Source organism: Pseudomonas tehranensis (genome assembly GCF_014268615.1).
Lineage (GTDB): Bacteria > Pseudomonadota > Gammaproteobacteria > Pseudomonadales > Pseudomonadaceae > Aquipseudomonas > Aquipseudomonas tehranensis.
The window spans coordinates 1-23649 of record NZ_JABWQV010000028.1; the positions used below are offsets into that span (position 1 = coordinate 1).

Genomic DNA, 23649 nt, shown 5'->3' on the forward strand with positions numbered 1-23649 from the left:
AAAAAAGACCCGGCAAAAAGCCGGGTCAAAAACCGTGATTAGCCTGATGAGGAGATATTCCAGAAGTCCGACCTAAGGTCTTCTGGCCTATCGACTGATCTCGCGACCAGCTGATGCAATAATAATCATTATCATTTGCAAGTCAAATGTTTTTATCCTGCCTATTGGAAAATATTTTCCTGGTCCCGCATTCGCGGTGCCATTCCCAAGTGTTACGCCTAGCGAGTAGGGTAGCCATCCAGTGACCGGTCAAGCATCACCTTGACCAGATCAATCATATGCACCACTGAAAAAGCCAGGTCGCGGCTCGACCCTTGTAGTCGGCTGGCGGATTCCTGGGCGGTGGCGGCCGCACAGCGCAGCAGGTCGCAAGCATGGACCAAGGCCTCTTCTGCGCTGATGTTGCGGTTCACGTCGAAGAAGCGATGTTCTGCAGGCGCTTCTGACATACCCGGTTTCAAGTAGTAGTCCAGAGCGCGTTGGGCCGCCGGGCAGTCCTGCAGCGAGGTGAATGTACTGTCGAAAGGGCGAGTGGGCTCATCGTTGTTGAGTCTGTCCATGGTGTCTAGATTCTCCGTGTAGGGGCTGAAATCCTGAATCCAGAATAGTACCTATCGTAATTGTGACGATAATTTAAATACTACATTTTGTGTTTTGATGGTCGGAGCCAGCCAAGTATCGTGCCGCACATGGATAAATGGATAGAGTTGGTCAAGGCCAAGATGAAGGAGCTGCGCATCACGCAAGTGGTGCTCGCAGAACGTTTGGGGATGTCCCAGGGCGGCGTCGGCCATTGGCTGACCAAGCGCCGGCAACCCAGTGTCGACGACATGAACCGGGTCCTGCGGGAGCTGGGGCTGGAGTTTCTTGAAGTGGCAATGGTGATCCGCGAGCCGGACACCTCCACCGAGGAAGGCATGGCCCTGGCGCAGAAGTACAATCCGTACTTCCGCTACCCGGTAAGTGAGTGGAGCGAGGTAGGCGAGATTCGCGAAGGCGATCTGCCGTCCTGCAGCCAGGCGCGCTATGAGCTGACGGACTATCACGCTCAGGGGGACGCATTCTGGCTGGTGGTGGTGGGGGATGCGATGACATCACCCAGCGGGTTGAGCATTCCCGAGGGAATGTCGATCCTGGTGGACCCGGCCATTGAAGCTGTGCCCGGCAAACTGGTGGTTGCCCAGTTGCCTGACAGCAGTGACGCCACCTTTCGCAAATTGATCGAAGAGAGCGGGCAGCGTTACCTGGTCCCGCTCAATCCCACCTACCCGAAAACCCTGTACACCGAGCAATGCCGCATCATCGGTGTGGTCGTGCAGGCCACCATCAGGTTCTGACTGGATCGGCCTGTGGGAGCGGGCCGATACTTATTCTTCGAACGCCACCAACGCGCAGCCCTCGCTGACCATTTCGCCTTCCTGGCAATACAGGGCCTTGATCACACCGGCCTGGGGCGCACGAATGCTGTGCTCCATTTTCATCGCCTCCAATACCACCAGTTGCGTCCCGGCTTCCACCGTTTGGCCAGCACTCACCAGCACCCGAACAATACTGCCGTTCATGGGGGCGGTCAGGCCGCCTTGGTGGCTGTGGCTGGCTTCGGCGGCGGCCAGCGGGTCGTACACGTCGACTCGGTGCAGGTCACCTTCCCATTGCAGATACAGACTGTCGCCCTGGCGAATGGCGCGATGCTTGCGACGCAGGCCATCGTGCTCGATCACCAGTTGCTCACCCAGGAATTCTGTACGACCGGCTGTGACGTCCAGGGTCAACGCTCGATCCTGGCCCTCACAGCTAAGGTGCACAGTGGTCTGTCTTGGCAGCCCCAGACGCAGTCCTGCGGTGTTGGCCCAAGGTGAGTTGGCGTCATCGGGCCGTGCACGCGGCGTCAGGCTCAAGGCGAAGCCATGGGCCGCCGCGCGCCAGAAGTCGTCATCCAATTCGCCGGGCTCTGGCAATAGTTGCGTCTGGTAACGTGGGATAAATCCAGTGTCCAACTCCGCCGCCGCAAAGGCGGGGTGGGCCACGATGCGTCGTAGAAATCCGATGTTGGTTTTCAGCCCGCCGATGGCAAACTCGTCGAGCATGCTCAAAAGCTGCAACCGCGCCTGTTCACGATCCTCGCCCCAGGCAATCAGCTTGCCGAGCATCGGGTCGTAGAACGGTGAAATCTCATCGCCTTCCTCCACGCCGCTGTCGACCCGACGACCCGGTGCCGCACTCGACTCGCGATACAACGCCAGGCGCCCTGTAGCCGGCAGGAAGTCGTTGGCCGGGTCCTCGGCATAGAGGCGCACTTCGATAGCGTGGCCCCGCAGTGGCACTTGCTCCTGTGTCATTGGAAGCCGCTCGCCACGTGCCACGCGAATCTGCCATGCCACTAGATCAAGGCCGGTTATGGCTTCGGTCACCGGGTGTTCGACTTGCAGGCGCGTGTTCATCTCCATGAAGAAGAACTCACCACGCGCATCCAGCAGAAATTCCACGGTACCGGCACCGACATAGCCGATGGCTTGAGCCGAACGCACGGCGGCTTCGCCCATGGCCCGCCGCAGTTCCGGGCTCAGGCCCGGCGCGGGTGCTTCTTCGACGACCTTCTGATGCCGCCGCTGGATCGAGCAATCACGTTCATTGAGGTACAGACAGTTGCCGTGCTGATCGGCAAAAATCTGGATTTCCACGTGCCGTGGCTTGAGCAGGTATTTTTCCACCAGCATCCGCGAATCGCCAAACGACGATTGCGCTTCACGCTGGGCCGAAGCCAGGGCTTCGGCCAGTTGGCTGACGTCCTCGACCACTTTCATGCCTTTGCCGCCGCCGCCGGCCGTAGCCTTGAGCAGTACCGGATAGCCGATGCGTTCGCAGGCGTCGCGGAAGGTCTCCAAGTCCTGGGCTTCGCCGTGATAACCGGGCACCAGGGGTACGCCGGCGGTTTCCATCAGGGCTTTGGCGGCGGACTTGCTGCCCATGGCATCGATGGCCGAGGCGGGCGGGCCGAGGAAGATCAGGCCGGCGTTTTCGATGGCCCGGGCGAACCCGGCATTTTCCGAAAGAAAACCATACCCGGGATGGATAGCCTGGGCGCCGCTGGTCTTGGCCGCGTCGATCAGTTTGTCGATTTGCAAATAGCTATCAGCGGCCTTGCTACCGCCCAGGTCTACACGGATATCGGCTTCACGGCTGTGACGGGCATCGCGATCGGTGGCGCTGTGGACGGCCACTGTGGTCAGCCCCATGGCCTTGGCGGTGCGCATCACGCGGCAAGCGATTTCACCACGGTTGGCCACCAGCAATGTGGTGAGGATGGGGGCGCTCATCAACGCGGCTCCTTGTTGTTCGATTCGGCTTGCCAACTGGGCGAGCGCTTTTGCAGGAACGCTCGTAAACCTTCCTGGCCTTGCGCACTGACGCGGATGCGGGCGATGGCGTTTTCGGTATAGCGCCGCAATGCCGGTGTCAGGGCGCCATTGCCGACTTCACGCAACAGTTCCTTGCTGGCGCGCATGGCCGCCGGACTGTTGAGCAACAGGTTGTCGACCCATTGTTCGACCTGCTGCTCCAGGGTTTCGACGGGGTAACTTTCCGACAGCAACCCGATCTCTTTCGCCCGCTGTCCGTCGAAGCGTTCGGCGGTCAGGGCGTAACGCCGCGCGGCCCGCTCTCCGATGGCTTGCACCACGAAGGGGCTGATCACCGCCGGCGCCAGGCCGATGCGTACTTCCGACAGACAGAACTGCGCTTGATCGGCGCCAATGGCCATGTCGCAGGCGCTGATCAGCCCCAGCGCGCCGCCAAACGCCGCGCCCTGGACCACCGCCACGGTAGGAATTTTCAACTTGGCGAGGTTGTACATCAGCTCCGCCAGTTCCCGGGCGTCGTCCAGGTTGGTGTGGTAATCGAGTTCGGCTGACTGCTGCATCCAGGCCAGGTCGGCACCGGCGCTGAAGTGTTTACCGCGACCACGGATCAGCAGAAAACGCAGATTCGGATCACTGCTGACATGGTCCAGGGCAAGGATCAGCTCGCGGATCATTTCGGCGTTGAACGCGTTGTTTTTCTGTTCACGGCTGAGCCACAAGGTCGCAAAGCCGCGGGGGTCGCTGAGCAGTTCGAGGGTGTTGAAGTTATCCATGTGCATTCCCCGTTTACATCCGGAACACGCCGAAGCGGCTCGGTTCGATGGGCGCGTTCAACGACGCGGACAAGGCCAGGCCCAGTACATCGCGGGTCTGGGCGGGGTCGATGACGCCGTCGTCCCACAGCCTCGCGCTGGAATAGTAGGGGTGGCCCTGCTCTTCGTACTGATCGAGAATCGGTTGTTTGATTTCAGCTTCCTGGGCGGCGCTGAACGGATGGCCACTACGTTCGGCCTGTTCGCGCTTGACCTGCACCAATACGCCGGCGGCCTGTTCGGCACCCATCACGCCAATCCGCGCATTCGGCCACATCCACAGGAACCGTGGGTCGTAGGCGCGGCCGCACATGCCATAGTTGCCGGCCCCAAAGCTACCGCCGATGATGACCGTGAATTTCGGCACCTTGGCGCAGGCCACCGCCGTCACCAGCTTCGCGCCGTGCTTGGCGATGCCGCCGGCTTCGTATTTCTGCCCGACCATGAAACCCGTGATGTTTTGCAGGAACAGCAGCGGGATACCCCGCTGACAGGCCAGCTCGATGAAGTGCGCGCCTTTCTGTGCGGCTTCGGCGAAGAGGATGCCGTTGTTGGCGAGAATCGCGATCGGGTAGCCGTGCAAGTGAGCAAAACCGCATACCAGCGTCGTCCCGAACAGCGCCTTGAACTCATCGAACACCGAACCGTCCACCAGCCGCGCAATCACTTCGCGCACGTCAAACGGCTGCTTGGCGTCCGCCGAAACCACGCCGTACAGCTCGTCGCTTGAATACAGCGGGGCGATGGGGGCGCGTTGCTGCACTTCGCCGAGCTTGCGCCAGTTGAGGTTGGCGACGCTGCGCCGAGCAATGGCCAGGGCGTGTTCATCGTTGTCGGCGTAGTGGTCGGCGACGCCCGAGATCTTGCAGTGCACATCGGCACCGCCCAGGTCTTCAGCACTGACCACCTCTCCGGTGGCCGCTTTCACCAGCGGTGGGCCGGCGAGGAAAATCGTGGCTTGCTGGCGAACCATGATCGCTTCGTCGGCCATTGCCGGCACGTAGGCGCCACCGGCGGTGCAGGAACCCATGACCACGGCAATCTGTGGAATGCCCATGGCACTCATGTTTGCCTGATTGAAGAAGATCCGTCCGAAGTGTTCACGGTCGGGAAACACTTCGTCCTGGCGCGGCAGGTTGGCACCGCCCGAATCCACCAGATAAATGCACGGCAGGCGATTTTGCTGGGCGATGGTCTGGGCTCGCAGATGTTTCTTCACCGTCAGCGGATAGTAGGAACCGCCTTTTACCGTCGCGTCGTTGGCGACAATCATGCACTCGACGCCTTCCACCCGGCCGATCCCGGCAATCACGCCCGCGGCCGGCACGTCTTCGCCATACACCTCGTAAGCTGCCAGTTGGCTGATCTCGAGAAACGGCGAACCCGGATCGAGCAAGCGATTGATGCGCTCACGGGGCAGCAGTTTGCCCCGCGAGGTGTGGCGTTCCTGCGCCTTGGGGCCGCCACCTTGTTGAACCTGAGCGAGCAGGGTGTGCAAAGCGTCGACCTGTTTGAGCATCGCCTCGCGGTTGGCAATAAATTCCGCTGAGCGCGGATTGAGCTGGGTATGCAGCGTGGCCATGGACAGCTCCGTTTAGCGGGTTTCGTTGAACAGTTCACGACCGATCAACATCCGACGAATCTCACTGGTGCCGGCACCGATTTCGTACAGCTTGGCGTCACGCAGCAGGCGACCGGCCGGGAATTCATTGATGTAGCCGTTACCCCCCAGAATCTGGATCGCGTCGAGGGCCATCTGCGTGGCGCGTTCGGCGCTGTAGAGGATGACCCCGGCGGCGTCCTTGCGGGTGGTTTCGCCGCGCTCGCAGGCTTGGGCTACGGCATAGAGATAGGCTCGGCTGGCGTTGAGTTGGGTGTACATGTCCGCGACTTTGCCCTGGATCAACTGGAATTCGCCGATGCTCTGGCCGAACTGCTTGCGGTCGTGGATGTACGGCACGATCAGGTCCATGCAGGCTTGCATGATCCCGGTAGGGCCGCCCGACAGCACGACACGCTCGTAATCGAGGCCGCTCATCAACACTTTCACGCCGCCGTTGAGCACCCCGAGGATGTTTTCTTCCGGGACTTCGACGTCATCGAAAAACAACTCGCAGGTGTTGGAGCCGCGCATGCCGAGCTTGTCGAATTTGTTGCTGCGACTGAAGCCCTTCCAGTCGCGCTCGACGATGAAGGCGGTAATGCCGTGGGGGCCTTTTTCCAGGTCGGTCTTGGCGTAGATCACGTAGGTGTTGGCGTCGGGACCGTTGGTGATCCAGGTCTTGCTGCCGTTGAGCACGTAGTGATCGCCGCGCTTGTCGGCCCGCAGCTTCATCGACACCACGTCAGAGCCGGCGTTGGGTTCGCTCATGGCCAGCGCGCCGATGTGTTCGCCGCTGATCAGCTTGGGCAGGTACTTGGTTTTCTGTTCGTGATTGCCGTTGCGGTTGATCTGGTTGACGCAGAGGTTGGAGTGGGCGCCGTAGGAGAGGGCGACCGAGGCCGAGCCGCGGCTGATTTCTTCCATTGTCACCACGTGGGCCAGATAGCCCAGACCAGCGCCGCCATATTCTTCCGGGACGGTGATGCCCAGCAGGCCCATGTCGCCGAATTTGCGCCACATGTCGGCAGGGAACAGGTTGTCGATGTCTATCTGGGCGGCCCGTGGCGCTAGCTCAGCTTTGACGAAGGCCTGCACCTGATCACGAAGCATGTCGATGGTTTCGCCGAGGGCAAAGTTCAGGGATGGGTAGCTCATGGGACACCTTTTGGCTTTTTTGTCGGGTGTGGAGAGGGGGGGTTGGCTCTCACCTTTACGTTAACGTAAGCCTGTGACGAATGACTGTCAATCACCCTTTACGTTAACGTCAACTTGCGCCACAGTAAGTGCGCTTGAGTCAGCAGGTTCACCGATACACCCACTAATAAAGACAAGAGGGGTCATCATGGATCAACCCGGTTCGCAATCGCAGCTCAGCTACACCCGCGGCTCTCAGGACAAGACTCTACTGGCGCACACCATCGGCGAGGCCTTCGATCAGACTGTGGCCCGGTATCCCGATGGCGAGGCGTTGGTGGTTCGCCACCAATCGTTGCGTTATACCTGGCGGCAACTGGCCGAAGCCGTCGACTTGCACGCCCGAGCCCTATTGGCGCTGGGCTTGAAAGCCGGCGACCGTCTTGGCGTGTGGGCCCCCAACTGTGCTCAGTGGTGCATCAGCCAGTTCGCCAGCGCGAAGATCGGTGTCATTCTGGTCAACATCAACCCGGCGTATCGCAGTTCCGAACTCGAATACGTGCTCAAGCAGTCGGGTTGCCAATGGCTGGTCTGCGCCGCAGCGTTCAAAACCTCGGATTATCACGCCATGGTGCAAGCGCTTGCGCCTGAGCTGGCGCAGCAGTCGATAGGTCAGTTGCACAGCGAGGGTCTGCCGGAGCTACGCGGGGTCATCAGTCTGGATGCTCAACCCCCCTCAGGTTTTTTGCCCTGGTCGCAACTGGCAGCCCTTGGCGCTGCGGTTTCGCCTGAGCAACTGGTCGAGCGCCAAGCCAGCCTGCATCATGATGACCCGGTGAATATCCAGTACACCTCCGGCACCACTGGGTTTCCCAAGGGCGCAACCCTCAGCCATCACAACATCCTCAACAATGGGTACATGGTCGGCGAAAGCCTGGGACTGACGGCGAGCGACCGGCTGGTGATCCCGGTACCGCTCTACCATTGTTTTGGCATGGTCATGGGCAATCTGGGCTGCATGACCCACGGCAGCACCATGATCTACCCCAACGACGCCTTCGATCCGTTGCTGACCCTGCGTACCGTGGCCGAAGAAAAAGCCACGGCGCTGTATGGCGTGCCCACCATGTTCATCGCCATGCTGGACCAGCCGCAACGAGGCGATTTTGATTTGTCCAGCCTGCGTACCGGGATTATGGCCGGGGCCACTTGCCCCATTGAGGTGATGCGCCGGGTCATCAGCGAGATGCACATGGCCCAAGTGCAAATTGCCTACGGCATGACGGAAACCAGCCCGGTGTCGTTGCAGACCGGTCCTTCAGACGAACTGGAATTGCGCGTGACCACCGTTGGCCGTACCCAGCCGCAGTTGGAAAGCAAGATCGTCGACGAGGCCGGCAATATCGTTCCCCGTGGCACCATCGGCGAGTTGTGTACCCGTGGCTACAGCGTGATGCTCGGTTACTGGAACAACCCCAAGGGCACCGCCGACGCCATCGATCGGGACGGTTGGATGCACACCGGCGACCTGGCGAGCATGGACGAACAAGGTTACGTCTGCATCGTCGGGCGCAACAAGGACATGATCATCCGTGGTGGTGAGAACATTTACCCGCGTGAGCTGGAAGAATTCTTCTTCACTCACCCCGCTGTTGCTGATGTGCAAGTGATCGGCATTCCGTGCTCGCGCTACGGTGAAGAAATCGTCGCCTGGATCAAGTTCCATCCCGGCCACAGCGCCACCGAGCAAGCGTTACAGGCCTGGTGCAAAGAGCGCATTGCTCACTTCAAGACGCCACGTCATTTCAAGTTCGTCGAGGAGTTCCCGATGACCGTGACCGGCAAGATCCAGAAGTTTCGCATGCGCGAGATCAGCATCGAAGAACTGCGTGATAAAGAAGGCTGAACAAGATCCCCTGTGGGAGCGGGCTTGCTCGCGAAGACGGCGGCCTAGTCAACATTTATGTCGCTTGGCACACCGCTTTCGCGAGCAAGCCCGCTCCCACAAGAAAATAGCAAACGCCAGACAGCACAAAGGGGAGCCGAAGCTCCCCTTTAATTTTGTCGTCACGTGCTCTTTTTTTATTATTGAGGGGCGGCCTGTTGTTGTTTTTAGTAGCCGTGACCCTTTACCGCTGTTTTGGTGATCCCCATCCGGGATCAAGAGCAAACGTATTTTTTTGAGCGCTGACCTGCTTTTTCGCTTCGCGATCCAACCGATTCGGGAGCTACCTGAAGGTAGTTTTATTGTTCTCTGCCCGGTTGCGGGTTGCTCCTGAAAGCACCCTGAAAAGCCCATCTTCTCCAAAAAAATCTGTTAGCTGCGCCTCTGTCGTGTTGTTTTTGTTATGTCAGAGTCGTTTCGTCTTGTTTTTATTGGGTTTGTCGCTTTTTTTTATTCTTGTTATGCCAGAGATATAGCAGGTGCCGTGCCAACTTTTAAAAAATGAACAAAATCAATGAGTTATGGATTCTTGTAGAAAAAGCTGTCAGACCAAACCTGACAAATTGTTTCCGTGTTACTCGTTTCGTAGCTGTTACACAGGGAGCGGTAACACCTCACTGTGCGGCGCGCGCCTTGGCTACCCGCGAACCGGTAGGGCGACCCAGCACGTCACAGATCTGCCGGCCGGCACCCATCAGTGCGTCCAGGTCGACGCCGGTTTCAATGCCCAGGCCATTGAGCAGGTACAACACGTCTTCGGTGGCAACGTTACCGCTGGCGCCCTTGGCATACGGGCAACCGCCCAGGCCTGCGATAGAACTGTCGAACACGGCGATGCCTTCCAGCAGACTGGCGTAGACGTTGGCCATGGCTTGGCCGTAGGTATCGTGGAAGTGCCCGGCAAGCTTGTCCCTGGGCACTTGTGCCGAAACCACCTCGAACATCTTGCGTGTGGCGCCAGCGGTGCCGGTGCCGATGGTGTCTCCCAAGGACACCTCGTAGCAGCCCATTGCGTACAGTTCGTGGGCGACCCACGCCACTTGTTCGGGCTTGACCGCGCCTTCGTACGGGCAGCCCAGCACGCAGGAGACGTAACCGCGCACGCTGACACCGTTCTGCCGGGCGGCTTCCATGATCGGCACGAAGCGCTCAAGGCTTTCCTTGATGGAACAGTTGATGTTGCGCTGGGAGAACGCTTCGGACGCGGCGGCGAACACGGCGACCTCTTTCACGCCGGCCGCCAGCGCGTCTTCAAACCCCCGCAGGTTCGGCGCCAGGGCGCCATAGGTGACGCCGGGTTTGCGCTGGATCTGCGCGAACACCTCGGCGGAACCGGCCATTTGCGGCACCCACTTGGGCGAGACAAAACTGCCGACTTCGATATAACCCAGGCCGGCGGCGCTCAGGGCATCCACCAGGCGCACTTTGTCGGCGACACTGATGGGTTGTGCTTCATTCTGCAGGCCGTCGCGGGGGCCAACTTCAATCAGGCGTACAAAGGAGGGAAGGGACATGGGGATTGACCTGTAGTTGAGTGCGCCGATCCAATGTGGGAGCGGGCTTGCTCGCGAAAAGCAGTGTGACAGTCGCCAGATGAGCTGAATGTAAGTCTGCATTCGCGAGCAAGCCCGCTCCCACATGGGATTGGCGTCGTTATTGGATGAATTCCTGGCCTTTGATCGTCTGCTCCAGGGCCTGGATGCAGCGTTCTTCGGCGGTGTCGAGTTCCAGTTTCATCTGTTCGATGTCCAGCAGTTGCTGTTCGAGCTGCTCCCGGCGCTCGGTGATCTTCGCCAGCATGCTGTGCAGTTGTTTCTGATTGCCGCTGGTGGGGTCGTAGAGTTCGATCAGTTCACGGCACTCGGCCAGGGAAAAACCGATGCGTTTGCCTCGCAGGATCAGCTTCAGGCTGACCTTGTCCCGAGGTGAATAAATGCGTTCCTGGCCACGTCGCTCCGGGCTCAGCAGGCCTTGCTCTTCATAGAAGCGGATGGCCCGGGTGGTGATATCCAGTTCGCGGGCGAGGTCGGAGATGCTGTAGGTCTGGCTGCTCATGGAAGCGCTCGAAACGAAAGGGGCTGGCGCTAAGCTAATGGCAGGTTGACGTTCACGTCAAGCAATCAGGTCTCAATGCAGACACACCACTTGTGGGAGCGAGCCTGCTCGCGATAGCGGTATACCTGTCAGCATTAATGTTGACTGACCCGGCACCATCGCGAGCAGGCTCGCTCCCACAATTTTGATCGCCTAAACCTTATCAAGCTTTTTCTCATGCGCCGTCACCTGCTGGCACAGCTCGATCATTTGTTCGCGCATCCAGCGGTTGGCCGGGTCCTGGTCGGTGCTTTCATGCCAGTAGAGATGGGTTTCCACGGGGGGCACATCGTTGACCGGCAACACAAAGGCATGCAGATCGTGACGACGGGCAAAGCGCTCGGGGACGGTCATGACCATGTCGGTCTGTTGCAACACCTGGGACGCCATCAAGTAATGCTGGGAGCGCAGGGCGATCTTGCGCTGGATGCCCATCTTGCCCAGGGCCAGGTCGACATAACCCAGACCGTTACGGCGGCTGGAAATATGCACATGAGTTTGGGCCAGGTAATCATCGAGGCTGATTTTTTCCTTGCTCGCCAGTGGGTGCCCCTTGCGCATGGCGCACACGTACCGGTCTTCCATCAGCTTGACGTGGCGCACTTGCGGGTCGGTATTGAGTGGCGCGTCGACGGCGAAGTCGAGGCGACCGGCGGCCAACTCCTTGGTGGTTTCACGGCGCTTGGACAGGAAACTCTCGATGGCCACGGTCGGCGCCAGACGTCGCAGGCGCTGGAACAGCAGTGGCAGGATCACGCCTTCGGTAAGGTCGGTCATGCTGATGCGGTAGGTCTTGACCGCTTGCAGCGGGTTGAAGATCCGGCTTTCCTGCACCGACACCCGCAACAGTGACAAGGCATTGCGCACCGGGCCAATGATGTTCTGGGCCATGGGCGTGGGTACCATGCCTTGGGCCGTGCGCACGAACAGCGGGTCATTGAAGGTCTCGCGCAAACGCGCCAGGGCATTGGACACCGCCGGCTGAGTGATGCCGACGATCTGCCCGGCGCGGGTCAGGTTGGCTTCGGTGTAGATCGCATCAAAGACGATGAAAAGGTTGAGGTCGACCTTGCTCAGATTCATGGCGCTGCACTCTTGTTATTGGGCTTGTTCTTAAGCTTGTTGTGAGGTGCCGGGTGGCGATGCAAATCAGTGAACCATATATCGGTGATGAATGTTAATACACGCCGAGAATAGGTTAGGTAAATTTTCGTAGCTGAACTAGCATCGATTTCATGACCTAAAAACAACCTCTGCCAAGAAGGTGCTTCTCATGGATTTTGCGTATTCCCCCAAGGTTCAGGAACTGCGTGAACGTGTCACCGCGTTCATGGACGCCTACGTATACCCGGCTGAAGCAGTGTTCGAACGACAAGTGGCCGAAGGCGACCGCTGGCAGCCCACCTCCATCATGGAAGAGCTCAAGGCCAAGGCCAAAGCCGAGGGGCTGTGGAATCTGTTCCTGCCCGAGTCTGAGCTGGGCGCTGGCCTGACCAACCTCGAATACGCGCCGTTGGCAGAGATCATGGGCCGTTCGTTGCTGGGGCCGGAGCCGTTCAACTGCTCGGCGCCGGACACGGGCAACATGGAAGTGCTGGTGCGTTACGCCAACGAAGAACAGAAACAACGCTGGCTGGAACCGCTGCTGCGCGGCGAGATCCGCTCGGCCTTCGCCATGACCGAGCCGGACGTTGCTTCTTCGGACGCCACCAACATGGCCGCCCGCGCCGAGCGCGATGGCGACGAGTGGGTGATCAACGGCAAGAAGTGGTGGACCTCTGGGGCCTGTGATCCGCGCTGCAAGATTCTGATCTTCATGGGCCTGAGCAACCCCGACGCGCCGCGTCATGCCCAGCACTCGATGATTCTGGTGCCGGTGGACACACCTGGGGTAAAAATCGTCCGTCCGCTGCCGGTATTCGGCTACGACGATGCGCCCCACGGCCACGCCGAAGTGTTGTTCGACAATGTGCGGGTGCCGTACGAAAACGTCTTGCTGGGCGAAGGGCGCGGTTTTGAAATTGCCCAGGGTCGCCTCGGCCCAGGCCGGATCCACCACTGCATGCGTTCCATCGGCATGGCCGAGCGTGCATTGGAGTTGATGTGCAAACGTGCCGTCAGCCGCACCGCCTTCGGCCAGCCATTGGCGCGCCTGGGCGGCAACGTCGACAAGATCGCCGATTCACGGATGGAAATCGACATGGCGCGCCTGCTGACCTTGAAAGCGGCGTACATGATGGACACCGTCGGTAATAAGGTCGCCAAGAGTGAGATCGCCCAGATCAAGGTCGTTGCGCCGAACGTGGCCTTGAAGGTCATCGACCGGGCAATCCAGATCCATGGTGGCGCCGGGGTTTCCAACGATTTCCCGCTGGCCTACATGTACGCCATGCAACGCACCTTGCGCCTGGCCGACGGCCCGGATGAAGTGCACCGCGCCGCCATCGGCAAGTTCGAAATCGGCAAGTACGTGCCCAAGGAGATGTTGCGCAGCGGGCGTTGAAGGCTTCGTTTAGCGGCTTTCTATTGGATGAGCCAGTCCAGAGCCCACCGCCATCCCCTGTGGGAGCGGGCTTGCTCGCGAATGCGGTTTGTCTGAACAGTTGATGTTGAATGTGCCTGCGTCTTCGCGAGCAAGCCCGCCCCCACAGTTGATTGCAGGCGTCCATTAATGGATGACCCTGTGGGAGCGAGCCTGCTCGCGAGGCGTCCTGCAATGTGACGCGGGAAGTCAGCTCACTCCTTGACGCTCATGTATTCCTCGGCCCAACGGATGTAATCCTCGGGCTGGGTGTACGTGTGGGTCAGCTCGGTGGCGCTCAGGTCCGACGCCTGGGTGAAGATCTGCCGCTGTTCGCGCAGGCTGTCATAGGTGGCCTTGATCGCGGCGAAGTAGGCACCGTGACCATCAATGGTGACGCGCACGCCGAGCTCTGCCAGGCGTTTGTCGTCACGCAGCAATGGATTGCCATAGGTGACGAGCATCAACGGCACGCTCAGGTTTTCGCTGATCTGCGCCAGGTGGTCGAAGTCCTGCACACCCACCATGCAAATCCCGTCGGCGCCGGCACGTTCATATTGCTGGGTCCGACTGATGATTTCCTGGACCGGTAAGATCCCGGCGTTGGTGCGGGCAATGATCGCCATTTCCGGGTCGACCCGGGCTTCCAGCGCTGCGCGAATCTTGCCGACGCCTTCGGCAACGCCGATCAGGTCGGTGGATTTGCGGCCGAACTGGGCCGGCAGCAGCGTGTCTTCGATGGTCAGGGCCGCCACGCCGGCGCGCTCGAGTTCGATGATGGTGCGCATCACGTTCAGGGCGTTGCCATAACCGTGATCGGCGTCGGCAATTACCGGCAGTTGGGCTACGCGGCCAATGCGCGTGGCCTGCTCGGCGAATTCGCTGAGTGTGATGAGGGCAAAGTCCGGCGCCCCCAACACTTGCAGCGACGCGACCGAACCTCCCAGTATCCCTACTTCAAAACCCAGGTCGGCGGCGATGCGCGCTGACATCGGATCAAACACCGAGGCGGTGTGGTAACAGGTTTCGCTCGCCAGCAGTTGGCGAAAGTTGCGACGCAAGTCTTGATGGGAAAGCCTGGGCATATGAGTTCCACCATTGGAATGGAAAGGCTTGAGCAAAAGTGTCAACGCCGAAAGATCCAAAGGCTATCACGCGCAAGGCTTAAAGATGATGACGAATGTGCATGGGCGATGCCGGATTGAACAGCAACTCGACACGTTGCACGCAATGATTGACGTGACCAAGGTGCAGGCAAAGGGGCGGTAGTTGACGCGTTTCAGTGGACGAGGTCTTTGTGCTCGAACCCGGCCTACGCCGCCACCGCCTGCCGCCCCTGTTTAAGCAACGCCACGGCGCGCACCGTGTCACCTGGTTGCATTTGCAGACGTTTGGCCGTGAGGCGGTCTACCAGCAGGCTGTGGCCGTGCAGGTGTGCTCGGGCACTGGTAACGCGGCAGCTCGCCAGCCGACGGTTATGGATCAGCCAGACCGGTGCCTGTTCGTCTGGCGTGCCGATGGCCAGGGTCAGCGACTGGCTGTCGCGTACGGTTCGGATTTTCGCCACTGGCGCTTCGATCACCGGGCCGCCATCGAAGATGTCGATGTAGCCTTTATGGGTAAAACCCTCGGCGCCGAGGATTTTCAGGGCCGGCTCGGTGTTCGGGTGGGCCCTGCCGATAGCCGCCTGGGCCTGTTCGGTGAGCAGGCAGGTGTACAGCGGTTGGCGCGGCATCAGCTCGGCGATGAAGGATTTGTTGCCCATGCCGGACAATTGGTCGGCGTAGCTGAAGTCTTTCTGGAAGAAGTGCCGGCCCAGGCTGTCCCAGAACGGTGAGCAGCCGTGCTCGTCGGCGTGCCCTCGCAACTCGGCGATCAGTTTCTCACCGAACAACTGGGAAAACTCGGCCACGAACAGCAAGCGCGCCAGGGACAGCAGGCGTCCGTTATGGCCGCGGCGTTGTTCGGGATGCAGGAACAAGGAGCAGATCTCCGATTGCCCGGTCATCTCATTGTTGAGGAACAGCGTGGGTATCTGCCGCTGGATGCCCAGTTCAGGCGCGGAGCTGACGGTGACCCCGACTCGATAGTTGTACCAGGGCTCACGCAGTCCGACCGCGCCGGTCAGGGCGCTGATACCGACTACTTGCCGATCATCGTCCTCGAGCACGAACAGGTAATCGGCGTCGGCGCGTTCGACTTGTCCGGCAAAGGTGCGCTGGGCCCAGCGCACTCGATGGGCCAGGCGTTCTTCGTTGGCCGGCAGGCTGGTGAACCCGGGACCCGCGCAATGGGCCAGGTCCAGCAAGGCGGGCAGATCCGTCAGAGCGACCGGGCGCACAATCATGATGCAGCTCCTTCATGGTGCCAGTCGGGGCGCTGATGCCGGGCGGGGAATCGCGTCAGGTTCATAGCGCAACCACCCGGGCCCGTTCGCCGTCGGTGATACCCAGTGCTGCCAGCATCTGCGGTGTCAGGGACACGGTGCCCTCGGCACTGACGTCAAGCTCGGCCACGATGGCCCGGTAATTCTTCAAGCCGTCGTTGCTCAGCAGAAAGCGCCCGCCCAGGTCAATGTTTGAGCATTGTCGGGCCGTGGCTATACGGCTTTGGGTGATGGAGCGGATGTTCGCCACACGAGCATGCAGTGTCGGCCCTCCGTCGAAGATATCCACGTAGCTGTTGGTTTCGAAACCCTCGCGCTCCAGGATGTCGAAGGCTTCCTGGCCGTCGGGATGCACCCGACCGATACAGGCTTGGGCCGCCTGAGACAGCATGGGTACATAAATCGGGTATTGCGGCATCAGTTCGGCGAGAAAGGTGCGGCTCTGCAGCCCGCACAAGCGTTCGGCTTCGGCGTAGGGCAGGTCGAAAAAATGCTGGCCGACGGCATCCCAGAACGGTGACTGACCGTCATCGCTGCTGAAGCCAACGATCTCAGTGATCACTGATTCGGCAAAACGTTGCGGATGGGCGGCGATGAACATCAGCCGCGCCCGGGACAGCAACTCCGATTCCGGCGTGCGTACTCGTCCGGCGTCGATATGAAAGCCGCGCAGCAGCGTCTGGCCATTGAGGTCCTGGCACAGCGACAGCGCGGGTACGCCGTGCTGGATGTTCAATTCCCGGGACTCGCTGGTAAACGGTCGATGACGCAGGCTGTAGAACGGCTCATTGCAGCCGGTGCTGGCGAGAATCTCGGAACAGCCGGTCAATTGCCCGGATGCCAGGTCCTCCAGGACGAAGAAATAATTCTCTGCACCAGGGCTCTGCACGTCGGTCTCGAACGAGGCACATGAATCGAGGATTTTGTCCCTCAGGCGTTCGGTATCGTCGGGAAGCGATGTGACGCCCACCAGACTGTCACGGGCCAGTTGCTGCAATTGCGGCAGGTCGCTTAATTGAACTGGACGTAAGGCCAGCATGGATTGCACTCCTTTTCCAAAGAGCCCGGTGACGTGCACCGGGCTTGACGATCACTGTCGATGTCCACGCATTGTGACGACGGCTGGTCGAACCCCTTCGACCGCCGATCCTCACTGTCCCGCAGGGTCAGGCAGGGCAGTATCGGTGCCGAACTTATTGAGCACGACCAGATAGACCAGGCCTGCGGCAATCCATATCAAGCCGAGCTTCTGCGCATCCACGCCCATGTTGTACATGATGGCCGCGACAATGCCGAAGCCGATCAAAGGGCAGATCAGGTGACGAATCACCTGGCCGGACCGCTGGCGGCGCCAGTGATGGTTGATCACGGTGATATGCAACAACATGAAGCCGCTCAAGGCGCCGAAATTGACCAGGGAAGTCAGGGTGTCCACGGCATCGATGAACAGGTAGCAGATCAACAGCGACAGCACCGCTACCAGATAGATGCTCAAGTATGGGGTGTTATGTTTCGGATGGACCTTGGCCAACACCTTGGGCAACTTGCCGTCCCGGGCCATGCCGAACAACAGCCGCGATACCGCCGCTTGCGAGGTGATCGCCACAGCCACGCCCCAGGCCAGCGCCGTGGCGACGGCGGTCAAAGTGGCCAGCCAACTGCCGGCCGCCAATTCGGCGATTTCATAAAACGCGGTATCGGCCGATTTGAAGCCCATACCGGCCGCCAGGTCGGTGGCAATCCAGGTCTGCACGACGAAAATCACTCCCATCACCAGCAGCGTGATCAACGCTGCCTTGCCCACGCTGCGCCCCGGATCATTCTTGATTTCTTCGGCCAGGGTGGAAATGGCATCGAAGCCCAGGAACGACAACACGGCGATGGACACGGCCTGCATCAACAGCGCGAAATCAAAACGCTCCGGGCTGTACAGCGGTGCCAGGGTCAGTTGGCCGTTACCGGCGCCACCCTGCAAGGCATTCCAGGCGTAGAACAGGAAAATGGCCAGCACCATCAGTTGCGCCAGCAGGAAAATGATATTCATCCGTGCGGTGAAGGTGATGCCCCGCAGATTGACGAAGGTCGCGCTGACCAGGAATGCCAGAATGAAACCGACCTTGGGAACGTCCGGGTACAGATGGTTCAGTGCCATGGCGGCGTAGACATAGAGCAGGGGCGGGATCAGCAGATAGTCCAGCAGCATCAGCCAACCGGCGATGAAGCCCACGTGTGGGTTAAGGCCCCGTTGCGCGTAGGAATAGACGGAGCCGGCCACCGGAAAAGCCCTGGCCATGCTGCCGTAGCTCAAGGCCGTGAAGAGCATCGCCACCATGCCGATGATATACGCCAACGGCACCATCCCCGGCGCCTCGGCGTTGACGTAGCCATACACGCCGAACGGTGCGATGGGGATCATGAAAATCATCCCGTACACCACCAGGTCCGTCAGCGACAGGCTGCGCTTCAATTCCTGTTTATAGCCAAATGCCTCGATACTCATAAGCCGTTCTCCCTCTCAGCTGTGTGTGGGTGTGCTCTTGCTTGTCGCTTGCCGCTCAAACCTTGCCGCTGCTTTCCTACAACAACGGCGCCAGATAAGCACTCCAGGCCTGCACCGCTGTCGGGCTGCGTAGCAGGTCGTTGCGCACTTCGATCAATACCGAATCCAGGCCGCGTCCATCGCCATGTACCGGAACCGTCATATCGGTCGAAGGGTTGATCTTGTACGGCTGGTTGCCGGCGACCCGCAGCGAGTGCCGGCTTAGCCCGTCGACGATGCGTTGGGCATAGTCCTTGGCCTCGCCGAACAGCACGCCCGCTTCCAGGGCGCGGGGTTGGCCGTAGAACACCGGCGTAAAACTGTGGATGCCCACCACCCGCACCGTCCGGTTGTCGGCCAGACGCTGGTCGATCAACGCTCGCAGTCGATCATGGAAGGGATGGAACAGGCACCGCTGGCGATATTCACGGGTGGCCTCATCCAGGGACTGGTTGCCCGGAATCTGGTAGATCTCGCTCTGGTGCGGGATGCTGTCGGCGACGTGAAGGGGACGGTTCAGGTCGATCAGCAGCCGTGAATAGTTGGCCGCCAACAAGGTCGCTCCAAGGGTTTCGGACAGTTGTTCGGCCAGCGCCAGGGCACCGATATCCCAGGCAATGTGCTCCTGGGCCGCCGTCTCATCCAGGCCAAGGTCGTTCAACGCGGCGGGAATAAAGCGGTCGGCGTGTTCACAGACCAGGATCAACGGGTGTTCGGCGTCTTCCCGGATCAGGCGATAAGCCGGCCCGGTATAAAGGCCCGATTCAGCACATTCAATAGATTCGCGCATAGTGCTCACACAGCTCAGCAGGTGACAGCGCCTGGGTCAAGGCCAGCTCCTGGGCCTTCAAGGCGAAATAGGTTTCGACCAGCGGGCCGGGCAGGGCTTCCAACAGCGCCCCGCTGTGGCGCAGGCAATCCAGCGCCTGGGCCAGGGTCGTCGGCAGGGCGATAATGCCACGGGCACGACGTTGTGCTTCGTTCAATTCATCGGGTATTTCATCGGTGACCGCCGTGAGCGCCAGCCGTTGCTCGATGCCCAGTCGCCCGGCGATCAACAGCGTCGCCAGCGCCAGGTGCGGCGAAGCGGTGGCGTCCATGGCGCGAAACTCCAGGTTGTACTGGGTCGCCACCGGTTTTCCGCTCACGCTCACCGTCGGGCAGATGCGCAACGCCGCTTCGCGGTTACGTTGCCCCAGGCAGGCGTAGGACGCGCTCCAGTGATGGGGTTGCAGGCGTTCATAGGACACCGGTGTCGGCGCGGTGATCGCGCACAGGGCGGGCAGATAGTGCAGCACCCCGGCGGCCCAGTGCTGGCCCAGGTCCGACAGGCCGTTGGCGACGCCAGCATCATGCAGCACGGGGACGCCGTCCAGGTCTTGCAGACTCATGTGCAAATGCACGCCGTTGCACACGGCATGTTCCGAAGTCTTGGGGGCGAAACTCACCTCCAGGCCCATCTGCCGGGCGATCTCCCGGGTGATTTCCCGCACGTTCACCGCACGGTCGGCGGCGGCCACGCCCAGGGTCGGGCGGCAGGTGATTTCATACTGATGCTTGCCGTATTCCGGCAGGAACATTTCCGGTTCGACGCCGCCTGCCCGCAATGCGCTGAGCAACCATCCGGCGAACCCGGCCTGCTGGCGCTGGGCCTGGAGGCTGAAGGCCAGGCGATCCGGTTGGGGGTGAGGGGTATCGAGGTTGAATTCATGCTCGAACGCGGCGAACACCTGCAAGCCCAGCTCGGCGCGATAACGTTGCACTTCGTCATGCAGCAATGTGCGAGGGCAAGCGGCCCAGGGCCGACCATCGGTTTCCCGCACATCGCAATGAATGAAATCCAGGGCGGGTGCCTGGGCATCCGGGCCATTGTCGACAGTGACCCGGCTGGAGAGGTCCGGGATCAGTCGCAGGTCGCCATAAGCGCCCCACGGGTTGGCCGAGGCGATGATGTCCTGGGGCGTCAGCGCACTGTTGGCCGGCACCCAGCCACAACCGGCGTCGACGTAATGGGGCAGTTCATCACTGGGCAACGAGCGACCGCGGGTTACGCCGATCAGGTCGGTGCAGACCAGCGTGGACACGGGCAGCGGGGCCAGGGGCGTTGCGGCATCGAGACGGCTCACGGTTGCATCTCCTGCAACCGACCGAGCACGGTGTCGGTATCGGTGATCCAGCAATAACCTTTGATCGCATTCAGGCAGGCCAGATGACGTTGTTCGCTGTAAGTGGCGCAGGCATCTTCCACCAGTGTGACCAGATAGCCGCGGTCGGCGGCGTCGCGCACGGCCATGTCGACGCACTGGTCGGTGACGATGCCGGCGATGATCAGATGACGGGTCTGCAGGTTGCGCAGCACGTAATCGATGTTGGTGGAGTTGAAGACCCCCGAAGACGTCTTGGGCAGCACGATCTCATTTTCCCGCGGCGCCAACTCGGCGATGATCTGGGCTTGCGGGCTGTCTTTGGGCAGGTGCATGTCCGACAGCTTGTGGTCCAGCGAGCGATCACGACCATCGGCAGTCAGGCTCTGGATGTGGGTGTGCAACACGTTTTGCTGCGCCGCCCGCACCGCTTCGAGCAGGCGCTGCTGATTGGGGATCACCTGCTGGCGGGCACGGCGGATGAAATAGTCGGCCTCGGGCGTGGCCAGGTGGGCATCGAATTGCGGTTCCAGCCAGGCGCGTTGCATGTCCACCAGTAGCAAGGCGGTATGGTCGCAGGTGAATGGCAAATCCCGAGGGGAGTGGTGAGGGAGCGAGAACATCCTTATTTTTCCTCCAACAGGTGCGTGTTGAACGCCGTGCGCAAGGTGTCGATACCTTCCAGGCGCTCGGCCAGATCAGGGCATTGCAAAGTCAGGCAGGCGATGAGGGCTTCGACCTGGGCCAGTGCCGGCACCAGGCTGTCGAAGGCCGAGATCGATTCCACCGGAGCGCTGATGATCAGGTCGGCCAGTTCCCGTAGCGGTGAGGTGTAGACGTCGCTGAACAGCACCACCCGCGCGTGGCGCTCCTTGGCCGCGCTGGCCACGCGTTGGGCCTGGGCCTGATAGCGACGATAATCGAAGATCAGCACCACATCCTGGCGCTGCACGTCGAACAACCGGTCGGGTAACTGGGCGTTGTCTTCCAGGGCAAAACAACCCGCACGCAGCAAGCGCAAGTGGTTGAGCAGGTATTGGGCAAGGAAGCTGCTGAAGCGCCCGCCAAAACAATGCACCTGATGCCGGCTGTCGAGCAGCCATTGCACAAGAATACGCACGTCTTCGGGTTGAGTCAGGGCCTGGGTGTCGGTGAGGATACGCTGGCTGGTGGCCAGGTACTGGCTCCAGGTGTCGCCTTGCTGCAATTTGGCCCGCGGTTGCAACAGGGTGCGAGGGGAGCGCAGGCGATGGTCCATGTCACTGAGCAGCGCATCCTGGAATTCGGCATAACCGCCAAATCCGAGTTTTTTCACCAGCCGCACGATAGTCGGATCACTGACCCCGGCATGATCGGCCAGGCGCGACATTGGCCCGAGGCCGTTGCGCGGGTAATGATCAAGCAGGGCCCGTACGACCTTGCGTTCTGACGGCGTCAAAACCAAGCCCGGATCGGTAATCAGGTCTCGAAGAGGCGGCATCCGTGCTCCTTGCCTGGATGGGTGTTGGATTTCTTTCATAACTCCTGAAAATAGTATTTATGTAGCGGGTACTACATGTCCAGTGGTTTTTACGTTCTGTTTAAAATGCACGAAAGTAGTGCGAAAGCCTTGTAGGACGGGGACTTGATCGCATAGATCCGATATGTCAGTTGATGCCTCTGTCGGTGTAAGACATAACGCCTTTTTGTCTCAGTTATTTGATTTCATATAAGGTGCTGTACAAGAAAAACCCTGAGTATCACCTCCATGAAACCCGTTCGACTCTCTGAGTACCGTGCGTGCAAGCCACTCGCCTGACCCTGATCTGCCATGCCCGCACCGTCGCCCAGAAGCAGGCGCGTTTCGGTCTGGATGAACCGCTGGAGGCCGACTGGCTGGCCAAACGCCCGGAGCCGGGCCACGGCTACCGAAATGTCCGGCAGTTGCTCTGCGGGCCGGAGTTGCGCACCCGGCAGACTGCCGCCCTGTTTGGCGACGAGGTCCAGGTGGTCGCTGATCTGGCCGACTGCGATCTGGGTCGCTGGCGTGGCCTGTCCATCGACCAGTTGCTCAAGGTCGAGCCGCAACCCCTGCAAGCCTGGCTCGACGATCCCGATGCCGCTCCCCATGGCGGCGAATCCGTCACCCGCTTGTGCCATCGTGTCGGAGACTGGCTGGCCAGCCTGGAAGGCCGGCCGGGGCATGTGTTGGCCGTCACTCATCCGTTCGTGATCCGTGCGGCTCTGGTGACGGTATTGGGCTGTCCGGCAGCTGTCTTCAACCGTATCGACATCGAACCGCTGTCCACTGTCGAGTTGCGTTTCAACGGGGTGTGGCGGTTGCGCACCCAGGGTCCGGGCCAGGAGTCACTTGAATGAAAAAACTGTCAGTCATCGGTATCGGTGCCGGCGATCCGGATTACCTGACGATCCAGGCGGTGAAAGCCTTGAATCGGGTGGATGTGTTCTTTCTCATGGACAAGGGGCCTGCCAAGCAGACGTTATTGGATCTGCGGCGGGAAATCTGCCAACGCTACATCGTTGATCGTACGTACCGTTTCGTCGAAGCCTACAGCCCCGAGCGACAACGCGGCGACGTGGACTACGCCGCCAGTGTCGAAGATTTGAACCGGGCGAAGCAGGCCACCTTCGAGCGGTTGATCGATGATGAGTTGTCTGACGGGCAGTGCGGCGGTTTCCTGGTCTGGGGCGATCCGTCGTTGTACGACAGCACCGTGCGTATCTTGCAGTCGATTCTCGATGAGGGGCGCTGCGCCTTCGAATTCGAGGTGATTGCGGGCATCACCAGCGTCCAGGCCCTCGCGGCGCAGCATAAGGTGCCATTGAACAGCATTGGCGGTTCGCTGGAGATCACCACGGGCCGCCGGCTGGCGGCAGGGCAGGTCGGTGACTCGCCAAGCGTGGTGGTGATGCTTGATGCTGAAGATGCGTATCGTCAGGTGAGCGATCCGGATACGCATATTTATTGGGGGGCCTATGTGGGGACCCCGGATGAAATCCTCATCGCCGGCCGGCTCGGGGATGTGGCTGATGACATCGAACTCGCCCGCAAGGCTGCGCGGCAGGCCAATGGGTGGATCATGGATACTTATTTGTTACGCAAACCTTGATA

The 23649-nt window shown here is 60.4% G+C and carries 21 protein-coding genes; 5 read left to right on the forward strand and 16 right to left on the reverse strand.

Going from position 1 to position 23649, the window contains the following annotated elements:
- Positions 1–218 precede the first annotated feature (218 nt).
- A complete protein-coding gene (locus HU811_RS07965) occupies positions 219–560 on the reverse strand; it encodes a DUF6124 family protein (protein ID WP_092400621.1) in 342 nt (113 codons plus the stop codon).
- A 129-nt stretch (positions 561–689) separates the two neighbouring features.
- Between HU811_RS07965 and HU811_RS07970 the strand changes: the two genes are divergently transcribed.
- Positions 690–1337 carry a LexA family protein gene (locus HU811_RS07970; RefSeq protein WP_186655128.1) on the forward strand — a complete coding sequence of 216 codons (648 nt, stop codon included), beginning with the start codon at positions 690–692 and terminating at the stop codon, positions 1335–1337.
- Between the two features lie 30 nt (positions 1338–1367).
- Here HU811_RS07970 and HU811_RS07975 read toward each other — a convergent pair whose 3' ends face one another.
- From HU811_RS07975 to HU811_RS07990, 4 genes are read right to left on the reverse strand one after another with little or no spacing between them, the layout of a single operon-like run.
- Positions 1368–3317 (reverse strand): acetyl-CoA carboxylase biotin carboxylase subunit, encoded by a 1950-nt coding sequence (locus HU811_RS07975; RefSeq protein WP_186655131.1) that lies wholly within the window; start codon positions 3315–3317, stop codon positions 1368–1370.
- A complete protein-coding gene (locus HU811_RS07980) occupies positions 3317–4132 on the reverse strand; it encodes a gamma-carboxygeranoyl-CoA hydratase (RefSeq protein ID WP_186655134.1) in 816 nt (271 codons plus the stop codon). The genes HU811_RS07975 and HU811_RS07980 overlap by 1 nt, the downstream gene beginning before the upstream one ends.
- Positions 4133–4145: 13 nt before the next feature.
- Complete coding sequence (locus HU811_RS07985) at positions 4146–5753, reverse strand: carboxyl transferase domain-containing protein (RefSeq protein ID WP_186655137.1); 1608 nt, start codon at positions 5751–5753, stop codon at positions 4146–4148.
- A 12-nt stretch (positions 5754–5765) separates the two neighbouring features.
- Positions 5766–6929 carry an isovaleryl-CoA dehydrogenase gene (locus tag HU811_RS07990; protein ID WP_047228468.1) on the reverse strand — a complete coding sequence of 388 codons (1164 nt, stop codon included), beginning with the start codon at positions 6927–6929 and terminating at the stop codon, positions 5766–5768.
- A 187-nt stretch (positions 6930–7116) separates the two neighbouring features.
- Between HU811_RS07990 and HU811_RS07995 the strand changes: the two genes are divergently transcribed.
- Positions 7117–8814 (forward strand): AMP-binding protein, encoded by a 1698-nt coding sequence (locus tag HU811_RS07995; RefSeq protein ID WP_186655139.1) that lies wholly within the window; start codon positions 7117–7119, stop codon positions 8812–8814.
- A gap of 653 nt (positions 8815–9467) precedes the next feature.
- On the opposite strand, the gene HU811_RS08000 is transcribed toward HU811_RS07995, so the two are convergent.
- From HU811_RS08000 to HU811_RS08010, 3 genes are all read right to left on the reverse strand, one after another.
- On the reverse strand, positions 9468–10367 hold the full coding sequence (locus HU811_RS08000) for a hydroxymethylglutaryl-CoA lyase (RefSeq protein ID WP_092400634.1): 900 nt from the start codon (positions 10365–10367) through the stop codon (positions 9468–9470).
- A 139-nt stretch (positions 10368–10506) separates the two neighbouring features.
- The gene (locus tag HU811_RS08005; RefSeq protein WP_092400636.1) at positions 10507–10908 is read right to left on the reverse strand and encodes a MerR family transcriptional regulator; all 402 of its coding nucleotides are present in this window, start codon (positions 10906–10908) and stop codon (positions 10507–10509) included.
- A 192-nt stretch (positions 10909–11100) separates the two neighbouring features.
- Positions 11101–12030 (reverse strand): LysR family transcriptional regulator, encoded by a 930-nt coding sequence (locus HU811_RS08010; RefSeq protein ID WP_186655141.1) that lies wholly within the window; start codon positions 12028–12030, stop codon positions 11101–11103.
- Between the two features lie 190 nt (positions 12031–12220).
- Between HU811_RS08010 and HU811_RS08015 the strand changes: the two genes are divergently transcribed.
- The gene (locus HU811_RS08015; RefSeq protein ID WP_186655143.1) at positions 12221–13450 is read left to right on the forward strand and encodes an acyl-CoA dehydrogenase; all 1230 of its coding nucleotides are present in this window, start codon (positions 12221–12223) and stop codon (positions 13448–13450) included.
- Between the two features lie 233 nt (positions 13451–13683).
- Here the strand turns inward: HU811_RS08015 and HU811_RS08020 are convergent, their stop codons facing one another.
- The 8 genes from HU811_RS08020 to HU811_RS08055 all read right to left on the reverse strand — a co-directional run bounded on the left by HU811_RS08020 (position 13684) and on the right by HU811_RS08055 (position 22017).
- Positions 13684–14553 carry an isocitrate lyase/PEP mutase family protein gene (locus HU811_RS08020; protein WP_047228462.1) on the reverse strand — a complete coding sequence of 290 codons (870 nt, stop codon included), beginning with the start codon at positions 14551–14553 and terminating at the stop codon, positions 13684–13686.
- 227 nt (positions 14554–14780) lie between these two features.
- The gene (gene astA / locus HU811_RS08025; RefSeq protein WP_186655145.1) at positions 14781–15815 is read right to left on the reverse strand and encodes an arginine N-succinyltransferase; all 1035 of its coding nucleotides are present in this window, start codon (positions 15813–15815) and stop codon (positions 14781–14783) included.
- A 61-nt stretch (positions 15816–15876) separates the two neighbouring features.
- Positions 15877–16893, reverse strand: a complete 1017-nt coding sequence (locus HU811_RS08030) for an arginine N-succinyltransferase (RefSeq protein WP_186655148.1) — start codon at positions 16891–16893, stop codon at positions 15877–15879.
- 111 nt (positions 16894–17004) lie between these two features.
- Positions 17005–18354, reverse strand: coding sequence for an APC family permease (locus HU811_RS08035; RefSeq protein ID WP_186655151.1), 1350 nt, complete (start codon positions 18352–18354; stop codon positions 17005–17007).
- A 76-nt stretch (positions 18355–18430) separates the two neighbouring features.
- Positions 18431–19183, reverse strand: a complete 753-nt coding sequence (locus HU811_RS08040; protein ID WP_047228458.1) for an N-formylglutamate amidohydrolase — start codon at positions 19181–19183, stop codon at positions 18431–18433.
- Positions 19167–20519 carry a glutamine synthetase family protein gene (locus tag HU811_RS08045; protein WP_186655153.1) on the reverse strand — a complete coding sequence of 451 codons (1353 nt, stop codon included), beginning with the start codon at positions 20517–20519 and terminating at the stop codon, positions 19167–19169. The genes HU811_RS08040 and HU811_RS08045 overlap by 17 nt, the downstream gene beginning before the upstream one ends.
- A complete protein-coding gene (locus HU811_RS08050) occupies positions 20516–21160 on the reverse strand; it encodes a cysteine hydrolase family protein (RefSeq protein WP_076383986.1) in 645 nt (214 codons plus the stop codon). Before HU811_RS08050 ends, HU811_RS08045 begins: the two co-directional genes overlap by 4 nt.
- A 2-nt stretch (positions 21161–21162) precedes the next feature.
- Positions 21163–22017: a MurR/RpiR family transcriptional regulator gene (locus HU811_RS08055; RefSeq protein WP_047228455.1), complete on the reverse strand. Its 855-nt coding sequence runs from the start codon at positions 22015–22017 to the stop codon at positions 21163–21165.
- Between the two features lie 299 nt (positions 22018–22316).
- Here HU811_RS08055 and HU811_RS08060 point away from each other — a divergent pair, with 299 nt between their 5' ends.
- Together HU811_RS08060 and cobF are read left to right on the forward strand one after the other, a co-directional pair.
- Positions 22317–22895: a histidine phosphatase family protein gene (locus HU811_RS08060; RefSeq protein ID WP_092400656.1), complete on the forward strand. Its 579-nt coding sequence runs from the start codon at positions 22317–22319 to the stop codon at positions 22893–22895.
- A complete protein-coding gene (cobF, locus tag HU811_RS08065; RefSeq protein WP_186655156.1) occupies positions 22892–23647 on the forward strand; it encodes a precorrin-6A synthase (deacetylating) in 756 nt (251 codons plus the stop codon). Before HU811_RS08060 ends, cobF begins: the two co-directional genes overlap by 4 nt.
- The last annotated feature ends 2 nt before the right edge of the window (positions 23648–23649 follow it).